At 64.9% G+C, this 15,046-nt stretch carries 15 protein-coding genes; 3 read left to right on the top strand and 12 right to left on the bottom strand.

Translation table 11 applies throughout. The annotated features are described in order from the left end of the window. Positions 1 to 140: 140 nt before the first annotated feature. The 5 genes from CLU88_RS12580 to CLU88_RS12600 form a co-directional block, all read right to left on the bottom strand. Positions 141 to 449: a DUF2160 domain-containing protein gene (locus tag CLU88_RS12580; RefSeq protein WP_099656889.1), complete on the bottom strand. Its 309-nt coding sequence runs from the start codon at positions 447 to 449 to the stop codon at positions 141 to 143. Between the two features lie 146 nt (positions 450 to 595). Continuing rightward, the gene (locus tag CLU88_RS12585) at positions 596 to 1,408 is read right to left on the bottom strand and encodes a carbohydrate ABC transporter permease (RefSeq protein ID WP_099656890.1); all 813 of its coding nucleotides are present in this window, start codon (positions 1,406 to 1,408) and stop codon (positions 596 to 598) included. After that, positions 1,401 to 2,297 (bottom strand): carbohydrate ABC transporter permease, encoded by an 897-nt coding sequence (locus CLU88_RS12590; protein WP_099656891.1) that lies wholly within the window; start codon positions 2,295 to 2,297, stop codon positions 1,401 to 1,403. Before CLU88_RS12590 ends, CLU88_RS12585 begins: the two co-directional genes overlap by 8 nt. After that, entirely contained in the window at positions 2,294 to 3,370 is a 1,077-nt protein-coding gene (locus tag CLU88_RS12595; RefSeq protein ID WP_099658836.1) for an ABC transporter ATP-binding protein, read from the bottom strand. The genes CLU88_RS12590 and CLU88_RS12595 overlap by 4 nt, the downstream gene beginning before the upstream one ends. Position 3,371: 1 nt before the next feature. Then, complete coding sequence (locus tag CLU88_RS12600; RefSeq protein WP_099656892.1) at positions 3,372 to 4,460, bottom strand: ABC transporter ATP-binding protein; 1,089 nt, start codon at positions 4,458 to 4,460, stop codon at positions 3,372 to 3,374. 273 nt (positions 4,461 to 4,733) lie between these two features. Between CLU88_RS12600 and CLU88_RS12605 the strand changes: the two genes are divergently transcribed. From CLU88_RS12605 to proC, 3 genes are all read left to right on the top strand, one after another. Further along, a complete protein-coding gene (locus CLU88_RS12605) occupies positions 4,734 to 5,498 on the top strand; it encodes a DeoR/GlpR family DNA-binding transcription regulator (RefSeq protein ID WP_099656893.1) in 765 nt (254 codons plus the stop codon). Positions 5,499 to 5,518: 20 nt separating this feature from the next. Then, the gene (glpK, locus tag CLU88_RS12610; protein ID WP_099656894.1) at positions 5,519 to 7,012 is read left to right on the top strand and encodes a glycerol kinase GlpK; all 1,494 of its coding nucleotides are present in this window, start codon (positions 5,519 to 5,521) and stop codon (positions 7,010 to 7,012) included. Positions 7,013 to 7,269: 257 nt separating this feature from the next. Further along, on the top strand, positions 7,270 to 8,115 hold the full coding sequence (gene proC, locus CLU88_RS12615) for a pyrroline-5-carboxylate reductase (protein ID WP_099656895.1): 846 nt from the start codon (positions 7,270 to 7,272) through the stop codon (positions 8,113 to 8,115). A gap of 99 nt (positions 8,116 to 8,214) precedes the next feature. Here the strand turns inward: proC and CLU88_RS12620 are convergent, their stop codons facing one another. The 7 genes from CLU88_RS12620 to CLU88_RS12650 form a co-directional block, all read right to left on the bottom strand. Then, the gene (locus tag CLU88_RS12620) at positions 8,215 to 8,961 is read right to left on the bottom strand and encodes a VWA domain-containing protein (protein ID WP_099656896.1); all 747 of its coding nucleotides are present in this window, start codon (positions 8,959 to 8,961) and stop codon (positions 8,215 to 8,217) included. A gap of 18 nt (positions 8,962 to 8,979) precedes the next feature. Beyond that, positions 8,980 to 10,020: a hypothetical protein gene (locus CLU88_RS12625; RefSeq protein WP_099656897.1), complete on the bottom strand. Its 1,041-nt coding sequence runs from the start codon at positions 10,018 to 10,020 to the stop codon at positions 8,980 to 8,982. Positions 10,021 to 10,084: 64 nt separating this feature from the next. After that, a complete protein-coding gene (locus tag CLU88_RS12630) occupies positions 10,085 to 10,696 on the bottom strand; it encodes a TerD family protein (RefSeq protein WP_099656898.1) in 612 nt (203 codons plus the stop codon). Positions 10,697 to 10,783: 87 nt separating this feature from the next. Next, positions 10,784 to 12,019: a hypothetical protein gene (locus tag CLU88_RS12635; RefSeq protein ID WP_143225996.1), complete on the bottom strand. Its 1,236-nt coding sequence runs from the start codon at positions 12,017 to 12,019 to the stop codon at positions 10,784 to 10,786. Between the two features lie 102 nt (positions 12,020 to 12,121). Further along, positions 12,122 to 13,054 (bottom strand): hypothetical protein, encoded by a 933-nt coding sequence (locus CLU88_RS12640; RefSeq protein ID WP_199173446.1) that lies wholly within the window; start codon positions 13,052 to 13,054, stop codon positions 12,122 to 12,124. A gap of 257 nt (positions 13,055 to 13,311) precedes the next feature. Continuing rightward, positions 13,312 to 14,211 carry a 4-hydroxybenzoate octaprenyltransferase gene (ubiA, locus tag CLU88_RS12645; RefSeq protein ID WP_099658837.1) on the bottom strand — a complete coding sequence of 300 codons (900 nt, stop codon included), beginning with the start codon at positions 14,209 to 14,211 and terminating at the stop codon, positions 13,312 to 13,314. A 217-nt stretch (positions 14,212 to 14,428) separates the two neighbouring features. Continuing rightward, on the bottom strand, positions 14,429 to 14,947 hold the full coding sequence (locus tag CLU88_RS12650; RefSeq protein ID WP_056647935.1) for a Dps family protein: 519 nt from the start codon (positions 14,945 to 14,947) through the stop codon (positions 14,429 to 14,431). Positions 14,948 to 15,046: the final 99 nt, after the last annotated feature.

The raw sequence follows: 15,046 nt of genomic DNA on the forward strand, positions 1-15,046 counted from the left end.
GGCCGGGGCTTGTCATCATCAAAAACAATAGCTGCTAGCGCTTGCTGCACCTATGTTTCAGATACTTTTTTATCTCAATCACTTACCAAATAAGCGCTGGCAGCTATCGTTTTGATACCGCACAGATGCCCAAGCGCCCATCACCCCTTGCGCATCACCAGCGCCAGCAGCGCCATCGACAGCACAAAGCTGATCCAGATGGACGGATCGCCATCCAAGCTGAACCACTGCGCCAGCTTGCCGCTGATGCCCACAAAAATCAGGTTCACATAGGCCGCCGACAGCAGCCCGATAAACAGCCGATCACCGCGCGTGGTCTCCAGCGGCAAAAAGCCCTTGCGCATCGTTGTGGGCGATTTCACCTCCCACACCGCCATGCCGATCAGCATGAGCACGATGCAGATGAAGAACACCGCCACGGGCAACGTCCAAGCCATCCAGTCAAACATGGTGCCCCCCCTGTGCGCCTGCGGCGCTTCCCCCCAGGGGGACGCAGCCGGTGGCCGGGCCAAGCCCGTTCCACGGCTGCCGCTGGCAGGGGACAGCCTGCGCACTCTGCGAAGAATTGCTGTGGTTCATAGTTCTGTCTCCCTTGTCACACCCGTCCCATCGCGAAACCCTTGGCGATGTAGTGGCGCACAAACCAAATCACGATCGCACCCGGCACGATGGTCAGCACACCCGCCGCCGCCAGCGTGGCCCAGTCCATGCCGCTGGCGCTCACCGTGCGCGTCATCGTGGCCACGATGGGCTTGGCGTTCACGCTGGTCAGCGTGCGGGCCAGCAGCAGCTCCACCCAGCTGAACATGAAGCAGAAGAACGCCGCCACGCCCACACCGGCCTTGATGAGCGGCAGGAAGATGGTGAGGAAAAAGCGCGGAAAGCTGTAGCCATCGATGTAGGCCGTCTCGTCGATCTCGCGCGGAATGCCGCTCATGAAGCCTTCCAAAATCCACACCGCCAGCGGCACGCTGAACAAAAGATGCGCCAGCGCCACGGCAATGTGCGTGTCCATCAGCCCCACGGTGGTGTAGAGCTGAAAGAACGGCAGCAAAAACACGGCCGGCGGCGTCATGCGGTTTGTGAGCAGCCAGAAGAACACATGCTTGTCACCCAGGAAGCTGTAGCGCGAGAACGCATAGGCCGCTGGCAGGGCCACGGTGAGCGTGATCACCATGTTGATGCTGACGTAAATCAGGCTGTTGATGTAGCCCGAATACCAACTCTCATCGGTGAAGATGGTCTTGTAGTTGTCCCATGTAAAGTGCTGCGGAAAAAAGGAGAACGTCGAAAGAATTTCGGCATTCGTCTTGAAGCTCATGTTCACCATCCAATAGATGGGCAACAGCGCAAACAGCAGGTACGCGATCAGGAACAGCGTGCGTTTTTGGAAGCGTTTTTCATGCATGGCCAGCCCCTTCGTCGCTGACGGTGCCCACCCGCTGCATCCAGTTGTAGAGGATGAAGCACAGCAGCAAGATGATGAAGAAATAGATCAGCGAGAACGCTGCGGCAGGCCCCAGGTCGAACTGGCCGACCGCCTTGGTCGTGAGGTACTGCGAGAGGAACGTGGTCGCATTGCCCGGCCCACCGCCTGTGAGCACAAAGGGCTCGGTGTAGATCATGAAGCTGTCCATGAAGCGCAGCAGCACCGCAATCATCAGCACGCCGCGCATCTTGGGCAACTGGATGTAGCGGAACACCGCCAGCTTGCTGGCGCCATCGATGCGGGCAGCCTGGTAGTACGCGTCGGGGATGGAGCGCAGCCCGGCAAAGGCCAGCAGCGCCACCAGCGGCGTCCAGTGCCACACATCCATCAGCAGCACCGTCAGCCAGGCCTGCGTGGCGTTGCCGGTGTAGCTGTATTCAATGCCCATCTCCTGCAGCATGCGGCCCATCAGGCCGATGTCGGCCCGGCCATAAATCTGCCAGATGGTGCCCACCACGTTCCACGGGATCAGCAGCGACAGCGCCACCACCACCAGCACGGCGGACGACTTCCAGCCCTGCGCGGGCATGGACAGCGCCAGCAAAATGCCCAGCGGAATCTCCACCGCCAGCACGGCCAGCGAGAAGGTGATCTGCCGCCACAAGGCCGAGTGCAGCTCCTCGTCGCGCATCACGGCGGCAAACCATTCGGTGCCCACAAACACGCGGCGCTCGGGGCTGATGATGTCTTGCACCGAATAATTCACCACCGTCATCAACGGCAAGATGGCCGAGAAGGCCACGCAGAGGATGACCGGCAGGATCAGGAACCAGGCCTTCTGGTTCACGGGTTTGGTGGTTGCGCTCATGCCAGCAACTCCTCATTCTTGTAAAAGCAGGTGTGCTCACCCAGCACCTGCAGCCACACCGTGTCGCCTGCCGAGGGCAGCCGCGTCTCGGGGCTGAAGCGGGCCTTGAGCGTGTGCTCGCCCACCTTCGCGGTCAGCATCAGATAGGTGCCGATGTCCTGCACCTGCGCCACGCTGCAGGCCAATGCGCCGGGCTGCTGCGCAGCGGCCAGCGCCAGGTATTCGGGGCGAATGCCGACCTGCAGCGAACCCGTGGGCAGCGCACGCCCTGCGGGGGCCGCCAGGCGATGGCCCGCTACGGTCAGCTCAGCACCGTCCGACTGTGCAGGCAAAAAGTTCATGCCCGGCGAGCCAATGAAGTGCCCCACAAACACGTGCTGGGGCCGCTCAAACAGCGCATCGGCCGATCCCACCTGCACCGCGCGGCCCCGCGTCATCACCACCACCTGGTCGGCAAAGGTCAGTGCCTCCACCTGGTCGTGCGTCACGTAAATCAGCGTGAGCTTGAGCTCATGGTGGATCTGCTTGAGCTTGCGGCGCAGCTGCCACTTGAGGTGCGGGTCGATCACAGTGAGCGGCTCGTCGAACAGCACGGCCGCCACGTCCGATCGCACCAGGCCACGGCCCAGCGATATTTTTTGCTTCTGGTCGGCCGACAGGCCCGCTGCGCGCATGTTGAGCTGGTGGCTCATCTCCAGCATCTCGGCAATCGCGCCCACGCGCTCTTTGATCTGGGCTTCAGGCACCTTGCGGTTCTTGAGCGGAAAGGCCAAATTCTCGGCCACCGTCATGGTGTCGTAGATCACCGGGAACTGGAACACCTGCGCAATGTTGCGCTCTTGCGGGCTGGCACGGGTCACGTCGCGGCCATCAAACAGCACCTTGCCGTGCGATGGCACGAGCAGGCCCGACATGATGTTGAGCATGGTGGTCTTGCCACAGCCCGAGGGGCCCAGCAGCGCATAGGCGCCGCCGTCTTCAAATTCCATCTTCAGGGGCAGCAGCGCGTAGTCGCTGTCCTGCTGCGGATTGGGCTTGTACGAATGCGCCAAGTCCAGACTGATACGCGCCATCTCAGCGACCTCCTTGTACGGCCAGGTGGCGGGCAGGCGCCCACACCAGGCGCTCATCTGCGCCAAACACATAGGCCTGCGCCGGGTCCAGGTGCAAGGTGATGCCTGTGCCCAACTCAAAGTAGTGCACACCAGTGAGCTGCGCCACCAGCTCGCCCCAGGGCGTGTGGGCGTGCACAAAGGTGTCCGAGCCCGAGATTTCGGCCAGCTCGACCACACCGCTCACACTCACGTCGCCGGGGCGCGCATGCACGCGCAGGGCACTGGCGCGCACGCCCACCGTCAAGGCGCCAGCGGCGCTGCCTGAGGGCAGTGGAATGGCCAGATCGCTACCGCCTTGCAACCGCACGCCTTGCGCCAAGGGCGTGGCAGGGATCAGGTTCATCGGCGGGTCGCTGAAGGCGCGCGCCACACTCAGCGAATTGGGCGCGTGGAACACCTCGGCCGTGGGGCCGTATTGCAGCAACCGACCTTTATCGAGCACGGCGGTGTAGCCGCCCAGCAGCAGCGCCTCGCCCGGCTCGGTGGTGGCATACACCACGGTGGATTGGCCTGCGGCAAACAGCTGCGTCAGTTCTTCGCGCAGCTCTTCGCGCAGCTTGTAATCCAGGTTCACCAGGGGTTCGTCCAGCAGCATCAGCGGCGCGCCCTTGGCCAGTGCACGCGCCAGCGCCACACGCTGCTGTTGCCCGCCCGACAACTCGGCCGGGTAGCGGTCCAGAAACATGTCGATGTGCAGCCGACCGGCCAACTCACGCACCCGGGCGTCAATGTCCTTGTCGCCGCGCAGCTTCAGTGGCGAGGCGATGTTGTCAAACACCTTCATCGAGGGGTAGTTGATGAACTGCTGGTACACCATAGCCACGTTGCGCTCGCGCACAGGCATGCCCGTCACATCCACACCATCCACCGTCACCTTGCCTGCGGTGGGCGTGTCCAGCCCCGCCATGATGCGCATCAGGCTGGTCTTGCCTGCCTGGGTGGCGCCCAGCAGCACCGTCACGGCATTGCTTTGCAAGGCCAGGCTCATGTCATAAAGCCAGGTCTGCGCCCCCACCCTTTTGCTGATGCTGTCCAGTGCCAGCTGCATGAAGCATCCTCTTCCGGCCCAACGGCCTGTGTGACAAGACGACCTGCATGGATGCCAGCCGCCCGTGATTTTCGATATTTTTCATTTTTGTTCTTTTTGATTCGAATCGAATCCAGGTTTACCCTTAATCATTTCGTTTTCGTTCGATTTAAAGTCCAGCAAAGCGTACGGCGTTCGCTTTCTTTTCATTTCAGTTTCGTTACGATTCGATGACAAAACGCTGCCTGCACCACCCAGGCGAGCACCCCGAACGCACAACCCATCCGTCTGCCCGTGAACACCAACCCCCGCCAACTGCAACTGCTTGAAGAAGTGCGCACCCGCAAGTCCGCCACCGTGGAACAACTGGCCGACACCCTGGGCGTGACCCTGCAGACCGTGCGCCGCGATGTGCAGCGGCTGGCCGAGTCGGGCCTGCTCACGCGCTTTCATGGCGGGGTGCGTGTGCCCAGCTCCACGGTGGAGAACCTGGCCCACACCCAGCGCGAAACCCTGCACGCCGAAGGCAAGGCCCGCATTGCCCGCGCCGTGGCCGAACAGGTGCCGAACAACTGCTCGCTGATCCTGAACATCGGCACTACCACCGAGGCCATCGCCAAGGCCCTGCTGCACCACCGCGGCCTGCGCGTCATCACCAACAACCTGAACGTGGCGGCCATCCTGTGCAGCAACCCCGAGTGCGAGGTCATCGTGGCCGGCGGCGTGGTGCGCCCACGCGACCGGGGCATCGTGGGCGAAGCGGCGGTGGATTTCATTCGCCAATTCAAGGTGGACATCGCCCTCATCGGCATCTCGGGCGTCGAGCCCGACGGCTCGCTGCGCGACTTTGACTACCGCGAGGTGAAAGTGGCGCAAACCATCATCGGCCAGGCCCGCGAGGTGTGGCTGGCCGCCGACCAGAGCAAGTTCAACCGCCCAGCGATGGTGCAACTGGCCACGCTCAATCAGATTGGGCGGCTGTTCACTGATGCGCCGCCGCCTGAGCCCTTCCCTGCCCTGCTGCAAGACGCTGGCGTCATCTGCACGGTAGCTGCATGAACCCCTGAATTCTTTTGACCATGACCTACCTGCTCGCACTCGACCAAGGCACCTCCAGCTCCCGCAGCATCGTGTTCGATGAACGCGGCCACATCGTGGCCCAGGCGCAGCTGGAGCTGCCGCAGATCTACCCCCAGCCCGGCTGGGTGGAGCACGACCCGCTGGAAATCTGGCGCACCCAGCTTGCCACCGCACGCGATGCGCTGGCCAAGGCGGGCATTGCGGCCAGCGCCGTGCGTGCCGTGGGCATCACCAACCAGCGCGAAACCACGGTGCTGTGGAACCGCAAGACGGGCCAGCCCGTGCACCACGCCATCGTGTGGCAGGACCGCCGCGCCGAACCCGCCTGCGCCCAGCTGCGAAGCCAAGGCCACGCTGCCACCATCCAGGCCAAGACGGGCTTGCTGGTGGATGCCTACTTCTCCGGCACCAAGCTGCAGTGGCTGCTGGACCACGTGCCCGGTGCGCGTGAGGCGGCGGAGCGCGGCGAGCTTGCCTTTGGCACGGTCGACAGCTGGCTGATGTGGAAGCTGACCCACGGCCAGGTGCATGTGACGGACGTGAGCAACGCCTCGCGCACCATGCTGTTCAATGTGCACACCAACCAGTGGGACGACGAGCTGCTGGCGCTGCTGCGCATCCCCAAGGCGCTGCTGCCCGAAGTGCTGCCCTCGGCCGCCCACTTTGGCGACACGGCGGCCGACCTGCTGGGCCACCCCATCCGCATCGGCGGCGTGGCGGGCGACCAGCAAAGCGCACTCTTCGGCCAGGCCTGCTTCACGGCGGGCATGGCAAAGAACACCTATGGCACGGGCTGCTTCATGCTCATGCACACGGGCAACACCTTCCAGACCAGCCAGAACGGCCTGCTCACCACCAGCGCGGCGCAAGCCACCACCCAGCCCGAGTTCGCCATGGAAGGCTCGGTCTTCGTGGGCGGCGCCGTGGTGCAGTGGCTGCGCGATGGCCTGCGCGCCATCACCAACAGCAGCGAGGTCGAGTCCCTCGCGCAAAGCGTGCCCGATTCGGGCGGCGTGATGATGGTGCCCGCCTTCACCGGCCTGGGCGCCCCCTACTGGAAGCCCGACGCACGCGGCACCATCACGGGCCTCACGCGCGGCAGCACCATTGCCCACATTGCCCGCGCGGCGCTCGAGAGCATCGCCTACCAAAGCGCCGCCCTGCTGCTGGCCATGAGCCGCGACGCCGTGGCCGCCGGTGGCGCCCCGGTGAGCGAGCTGCGCGTGGATGGCGGCGCGTGTGTGAACGACCTGCTGATGCAGTTCCAGGCCGACCTGCTGGGCATCCCGGTGGTGCGCCCTGCGGTCATCGAGACCACGGCGCTGGGCGCGGCCTACCTGGCAGGCCTGTCGAGCGGCGTGTACGCCAGCACCAGCGAACTCTCCCACCTGTGGCGCGCCGACCGCCGTTTTGTGCCCACGCTCAGCAGCAGCCGTGCGCAAGAGCTAATGGCGAACTGGGAGCATGCGGTGCGACAAACCACGGCTTTATAGAGTGCATCCCCCTGAGGCGCTGCGCGCCTGCGCCATTCGGGAAGGGGGACGCTCCCAGCGCGGCGGGGCTGCCCTTGCGCGGGAGCACCGGCATGGGCCGCGCCCAGATCGCAGGCGGGCTACCTCACCGAACGGAGGGGGGATAGAGTGGATTGGCGCGATTCTGGTGCTGATCTGCTTGCCATCAACTCCCATGCCCACCATGCAACGCGGATACCATCGCATGCCTGCGTTGACCATCATCTATTGCCTGAACCATGAGCACCTCCTCTGCCCCCGCTTCTGCCTCCACCCTGCCCGTCATCGCTTTCATCGGCGGCGGCAACATGGCCAGCGCCATCATTGGCGGGCTGATCCACCAGGGCCTGCCTGCCAGCCAGATCGAGGTGGTGGAACCCTGGGCCGAAGCACGCGAGGCGCTGCGCAAAAACTACGGCATTGAAGCCCAGGCCGAGGCCGGCCCCGCCCTGCAGCGCGCAGGCATCGTGGTCTGGGCCGTCAAGCCGCAAACCTTCAAGGACGCGACCGCACAGGCCAAGTCCCACACCCCGGCCGCCCTGCACCTGAGCGTGGCCGCAGGCATCCGCTCCAGCAGCATCGCGCAATGGCTCGGCACCGAGCGCATCGTGCGCACCATGCCCAACACACCGGCCCTGGTGGGCAAGGGCATGAGCGCCATCTACGCCCGCCCTGCCGTGACGCCAGCCGAGCGCCAGAGTGTGGAAGCCATCATGGCGTCCACCGGCGAGTTCCTGTGGGTGGAGAGCGAAAAGCAGCTGGATGCCGTCACGGCCCTCTCCGGCTCGGGCCCGGCCTATGTTTTCTACTTCCTCGAAGCCATGGCCCGCGCCGGGGTAGGCATGGGCCTGAGCGAGCAGCAGGCGCACCAACTGGCCGTGGGCACGTTTGTGGGCGCCTCTGAACTGGCCCGCCGCTCTGACGAGCCCCCGGCCGTGCTGCGCCAGCGCGTCACGTCCAAGGGCGGCACCACCTACGCGGCGCTGCAATCCATGGAAGGCGCTGGTGTGGGCCCGGCCTTTGAGCGCGCTATGGAAGCCGCGCGCCAGCGGGCGGACGAGCTGGGCAACGAGTTCGGCGGCTGACGCCTAAAACATCAAGCAAAATTAGCTGCTAGCGCTTATTGAATAAGCGCTAGCAGCTATATTTTTAATAGCAAATCAACCCCAAACAGCGAACGCCCCTCAGGCACGCCCCGCCTTCAGCCAGGCCACCAGCTCGTCGCTGATGAGCGACTGGTTGATGGCATCGTCCGGCTGCTGCACCCATTGGCGCACCCGGTTCACCGCCGTGAAGCCCACGTTGCTGAACTTGTCCCCCAGGCCCTGGATGTAGGGGAACTGGGCGGACTGGTTACTCACCCCCAAAAAGTGAAAGTACACCCCGTCGCCCCGCGCCTGTGAGGCAGACAGCAGCGCAGTGGTCCGGGCCTCGTCGGCGCTTTCGCCATCGGTCACAAAGAAGATCAGCGTCTGGCGCGGCTTGGCGACAGGTGGCGGGGCTTCGCCGCCGCCGAACAAGCGGCTCAGAAAACCCTTGGGCTTCTCGGTCATCCACCCGAAGTCGGTCAACACCCTCTCCAGCACATACGAGTAGTCGGTCGCCCCCATATAGCCGGGGCAACCAATGATTTCGCGCTGCACATAGCCCGCGTAGTTCTTGGCGCTCACATCGGCGGCATGGTGCACATTGCGGGGGCCGTTGGAGAAGGTGTAGACCTCCATCTTCTGGTCCGGGTCGAACAGCGCGGCCCAGGGGATCAGGCGTGTGAGCAGGTCGTTCGTCACGCCCTGGCGGTGCTCGTCGTCAAACGAGCCGGAGACATCCATCACAAACGCTACGTCCACTTTGGGCGGTTCGCTCACGCCCGCCTTGGCCAGGTTGAGCACCAGGGCTTGTTGCGATTTGTTCAGGTCCAGGGTGAGCGCCATGTTCGGTCGTCCGTCAAGTTAAGAGAGGTGGAGCAGGCCCAGCAGGCCTTGCAGTTGCTGCGCCAGGGCGTAGCGTTCGGTGTCGTTCAACTGCCGCGCCTGGGTGGCCAGGGCCACTTTTTCTGTCCACGCAGGCAGGGCCATCAGCACGGTGTCCTGGATGCGGTGGATCAGCCCATCCAGGCTGTGCTGGCTGCCTTGGCGCAGCTGCAGGCCCCCATGGATGTGCAGCACGGTCTGCGCCAGCGCGCTGGCGCGTTGCAGCAAGGCATAGGCGCGTGGATCGGCGCCAGAGTCCAGCAGATCGGCCAGGTAGTGCGCGGCCAGGCTTTGCGCCTCCAGCCGCACGGCCAGCGGAGCCAGTTCGCTGCCAATGCCTTGCAGCTCGGCCTGCAGGCTGCGCAGGGCGGGCAAGGCCTCGGCCAGGTGCTGGCGCAGTTGCGCCAGCTCGCCCTGGCTGGCCTGCAACAGCGCGGCGGGCCCAGCGCTGGTCTTCCAGAACAGCAGCGGCGACTTGGCGGGGGCCAGCCATTCGTCGGCAATGCCTTGCAGCAGCGCATGCAAACGTGCCACATGGCGCAGGCTGGTCTGCAGCGTGGTGGCCTGGGTGATCTGCAACGAGGCATCGACCAGCGCGCCATAGCGCTGCTGGGCCTCTTCGCCCCAGCGGGCGGCCTGGGTTGCGCTCAGGGTATCGACGATGGTGGCCTGCAGCAGGCGCTGGGCTTGCTGCAGCGCCTCGGGCATCGCGGCCGGAAAGCGCTGGACCAGCTCCGGCAGGCTGACCTCCACACCCCGGCGAATCGTGCCCGGCACCACCGAGGGCGGGGCCTTTTGCGCCCCGGATGAAGCACTGGGCGATGCAATGGGTGCAACACCCGGCTGCGGCGCCACCGTGGTGGGCGCGGGGCGCGATGCTCCCTGCACCGTGGCAGGCACCCCACCCGGCGCAATGACCGTGGCCCGCAAGCCCGCGCCACCTGCGGCGTCAGGCCCCGGCGTGGCGGCGGCTTCCGCCTGCGGGCTGGCAGGGGTGTGGGTGATGACTTTGGGCTTCATCCGGCAAGGGGCATGGATTCAAAGGGGGCGTTACAGAACACGGACTGCGCCCCCGCCTCGCCGCTCACGAAAAGTGCGACAGGATGAAGTTGAAATCGCCGTTGAACCCGCTGCCTGCGGCCAGGTAATGCCAGCCGCTGCCGTCCAGCAGCAGGCTGCCCATCTGCACCGCGTTGAAAGGACCGAATTCGTTGGACAGCAGGTACTCGCCCAGCACCAGGCCCTGGTCGTTCTTGATGCGGATGCCCGCGTTTTTCACGGACGAGAAGTTGGCGCCAGCTGCAGCGTGGATGGTCACGAAGATCGGGATCTCGTTCACGCCCGCAGGGATCTTGCTGCCGTCAATCGACAGGGTTTCGTCCACGTCCAGGTTCACGCCGGTGCGTGCATCGCCCGAGTGGGTGATGCCGCCTTCGGGCGTGGAGAACGAGCCATCGGCGTTGGTGGTCAAAACGCCTTGCGGGTTGGTCTTCTTGGCGTTGTAGGTGCTCAGCACCTGGTCAAAACTGGTGACCTTGGCGCCACCACCGCCATTGGTGGCCAGCAGCGCATGGGTGTCCAAGTCGTGCGCCGAATCCCACGACAGCTCCACCGTGAAGCGCGCAGGCTTGGCCAGGTTCAGAGACAGTTTGGGGGCGGTATCGCCGGGCTTGGAGAGCTTCAGTTCAAGGGCCATGTCGGTTTCCTTCGGGACAACATCAGGGGGTGTCTGGGCACCCCGCACTCACTGCGCATTGCGCATTGCGCGGGGCGGGGGCCAGGGTCAGTATTTCAGGGCCTGGTCGGGGCGCAGCTGCTGGCCCACGGCCAGCATGTCCTGGCGGGCCTGGGCAAACATCTCGCGGGCCTGGGCAAACTTTTGCTGGTTGTCGGCACGGGCTTGCTCCACCACGCCCACCAGCTGCGCGGTGTCGGCCACGATGGCCTGCAGCTGCTGCGCCTGGGCCAGGCGGTTGTCGCCCGGCGCGTTGGCGGCCTTGGTGACCACGTCTTTCATCAACGCCGAGCGCACACCGGCCAGGTTCTGGTCCAGCGCGGCGCCTTGGTCGGCCAACTGCTGCACCGACTGGGTGACCAGCGCGCCATGCAGGGTGAGCAGCGTCATCTTGATGCTGGCAAAGCGGCTCGATGCGGTGGTGGTGGTTTCCTGCAGCGTGGCAATGGCGGCGTTTTGCAATTGCCGGATCACGAGTTGGTCGGCAGGCAGGCGACTGAGCGTGCCTTCGAGCGCCAACGCGCGCGATTCCAGCGCCTGCAGCTTGTCTTTGAGTTCGGTGACGTGGGCCGTGTCTTGCGGATTGCCGGGCTGGGCGCTCAACTCGGCCTGCGCCACCTGCTCGCGCGCACGCGCCAAAAACAGCGACAAGAAGGCCACCACCACGACAAAGTCGCTGTAGCGGTCGCGGTACGACTCCTTGAGCTGCTCCAGCGCACGGATTTCGGTGTCGAGCTTGTGCTGCTCCTGGCGCAGCTCGCCATCCATCTTTTGCACCACATCGACCAGCGTCTTGGTCTTGCCCAGGGCGATGCGGCGCGTTTCCTCCCACACGGCGGCCAGCGCCTTGGCGGCAGCCGCCTTGTTGAACAGGCCACCAATGCGCGAGAGCAAGGTGGGCTCGGGGTTCAGGATGCGCTGCGCCAGCGCGGGCAGGTCTTCCTTGTCGACGGCCTCTTTGAGGTTCGCGATCAGCTTGAAGATTTTGGGATCGTTGCCATGGTCGATGCGCGAGAGAAAACCATCGAGCGTGCGGTGCAGGGCCGTTTCCACGTCGCCGCCCAGAGTGACGACCTCGCGCGTGGGCAGGGTCAGAAAGTCCACCTGCGACAGGTTTTGCTGCACCAGCTGCTGTTGATCGGCGTGGAGCGTGACGGGAAAGTGCGCAGGCAACGCCACAGGAGCGGCCGAAACCGCCGCCACGGACAGCGCCTCCTGAGCGGGGGGTTGCGTCACGACGGCGTTGCCGCCAATCACAGTAGCGGTCAGTGGATTGCGGGTCATGGGCGTCTCTGGGAGTTCATCGGCAGCGGCCGAGTTTAATGGCGAACCCATGGCGCTGCGGCGGGCGCCAGGGCTGCTTCAAAGGGGCGGCGCGGGTCCCGCTCAATACATCCCTTGCGGGCACTTGGCCTTGTGGGCGGGCTTGATCTCCACAGGCTGCCAACGGTCGTCCAAGGCCCACGCACTGGCCCGCTTGCGGGTCATTTGGTTGCCTTTGCCCAGGCTGCTCACGTTGATGGCCACCACCTTGTTGAACTTGCCAAATCTGCAATCGACCTCAAACTCCAGCCCCTCCTTGGCGGAGACCATAGGCAGGGGAACCTCCACCAGTTTCAGCGGGGACTTGGCCATTTCTGCGGGGGGCAAGCGGTCATAGTCGCTCGTCACATCCACCACAAAGCCCGCCCGGGAAAACCGTTCCAGGCCATTGCCGGCGGTGCTGCCTGCGGTCGACTGGGCCCAAAAGCCCGCGCTCTTGCCCGCCACGGTGTCAGACGACAGGTTGGACCATTGCTGGCGCAGTTCTTTGCGCGATGGCAAGGGCCCACCGGAAGGCTGCGGGGCGGCAAGGGGCACGGGCGCAGCGGACGGCGCGGCAGCCGCTGGTGCGGGCGCCGCCTTGGCCACAGGCATGGGGGCCGCTTCGCCCTTGAATTGGTACTTGCCGTCAAACGGCACATCGCCCCAGGCACTGGCACAGGTCTCGACATGCAGCTGCATGCCACCTGCCGCGCGCTTCAAGGTCATGCTGCAACGGCCTTCGCTGAAGCTCCAGCCGCCAGGCGCGTCGGACAAACGGCCTTCGCCAGCACCGCTGCGCAACTGGCCCGGCTTGCCGATCTCCGAGACCTCCAGCGTGAACTTGCCATTGGGCTTGACGGTCAACACGCGCTCGAACCGGCTGTCGCTGGCGTCATACACACCGGCCTTGGGGTAGGGGCTGTAGTCGGCAGACAGCGCGGGGGCCGCCAGGCTCAGCAGCGCGGCTGCGGTGAACAGGCAACGTGCAGCACGGGGGAAAGTGGGTGATTTCATGCAAGCCAGACGAGGAAAGGGGGACAAGGAAGGGGAACCGGCGCCCATCGCTCGGCCAACCGAGACTGCACAGGGCGCACGATCTTATCGAGCCCCCCTGCTCAGGAAAGCGCCACAAAGCGCCATCCACACACCTCCCAACAATCCTTACACCTTGCAACCATCCGCGCCACGAGTGCAGAAACTGGGGCCACTTTGACGCGCTCCGCCTAAGAGGCCTCCAAGCGATCGCCAGGCCGCTGCGGCGCCGTGCAGCCTCAAGCCCCAACCCCCCCCAGCCACCGCAGCAGGTAACTGCCCGCAATGCCCGCAAACACCGTGGCGCCCAGCCAGTGGTTGATGCGAAACGCCTTGAAGCAGCCCTCTCGGGTGCGCGTGCGGATCAACGTGAAGTGCCACACGGCCTGTGCCAGCGCTGCAGCAATTGCTATATAAAAAATAGCACCCAGCGCATAAGGAGCAAGCGCCACAGCCCAAATTCCTATGAAAAGCAGATAGAACAGCACAATGCCCACCACGTCGAAGCGGCCCAGGGTGATGGCCGAGGTCTTGATGCCGATCTTGAGGTCGTCGTCGCGGTCCACCATGGCGTATTCGGTGTCATAGGCCAGCACCCAGAACATATTGCCCAGCCACATCCACCACGCCACGGCGGGAACGCTGCCCTGCACCGCAGCGAAGGCGATGACGATGCCAAAGTTGAACGCAATGCCCAGCACCGCCTGCGGCATGGAGATAAGGCGCTTGGTGAACGGGTAGGCAATGGCCACCAGCACGGCAGGCACGGACCAGAGGATGGCAGCGGTGTTGGTGGTGAGCACCAGGCCAAACGACACGAGGGCCAGCACAGCGCCCAAACCCAGCGCCTCTTTCACCGACACGGCGCCCGTGGTCACGGGCCGCTGCGCCGTGCGCTTGACGTGTTTGTCAAAGTCGCGGTCGGCCACATCGTTCACGCAGCAGCCGGCGCTGCGCATGAGGAAGGTGCCCAGCACAAACACCACCAGCAGGTGCCAGCCGGGGAAACCATCGGCCGCAATCCACAGCGCAGACAGTGTGGGCCACAGGCACACCAGCCAGCCGGCGGGGCGGTCCCAGCGGATGAGGTCGAGATAAAGCGAAAAGCGGCTGCGGGGGACGGTGGTGGCGGCGGTCATGGGGCGGGATTTTCCCAGATGCAGGCCCGGCATCGGCCCGGCCAGAAAAACGCCCGGGGCCTTGCGGCCGCCGGGCGTTCGGTTCACAGCGCAGCGGCTGGCTTAGAGCGGGTAACAAAACCCAGCGCAGCGGTTCTGGCTAGGCGCCGCGTCGCAGGCAGTACAAGTAGTACGACAAGACGCGGCAACGACGCCAGAAGGGTTTTGTTAGCCGCTCTTACTCTTCGAGCAGCGAGCGCAGCATCCACGCCGTCTGTTCGTGCACCGTCAGGCGCTGCGTCAGCAGGTCGGCCGTGGGCTCGTCGCTGGCTTTGTCGGCCAGAGGGAACAGGCTGCGCGCAGTGCGGGCCACGGCCTCGTGGCCTTCGACCAGCACACGCACCATGTCCAGCGCCTTGGGCGGCTTGGCGGGGGCGTCGGGCACGGTGGCCAGCTTGCCAAACTCGGCGTACGAGCCCGGAGCCACGTGGCCCAGCGAACGGATGCGCTCGGCAATCGGGTCCACCGCGTTCCACAGCTCGGTGTACTGCGCCATGAACATGGTGTGCAGCGTGTTGAACATGGGGCCCGTCACGTTCCAGTGGAAGTTGTGGGTGGTGAGGTACAGGGTGTAGGTGTCGGCCAGCAGGCGCGACAGGCCCTGGGCGATGGCAGCGCGATCCTTGTCGCTGATGCCGATGTTGATGCTGGGGGCAGAGGTCTTGCCGGGTGCGGCTTTGCCAGGAGCTTTGGCCATGGGGGTCCTTCCGTGCTGAAACATGAAACGCCCCGCGCTGACTGGCCCGTGTGAGCGCTGCGCGCGGAGTCCTCAGCCACTGTAGCGCAAGCCACCGGC

It is taken from the genome of Acidovorax sp. 56, assembly GCF_002749705.1.
Lineage (GTDB): Bacteria > Pseudomonadota > Gammaproteobacteria > Burkholderiales > Burkholderiaceae_C > Acidovorax.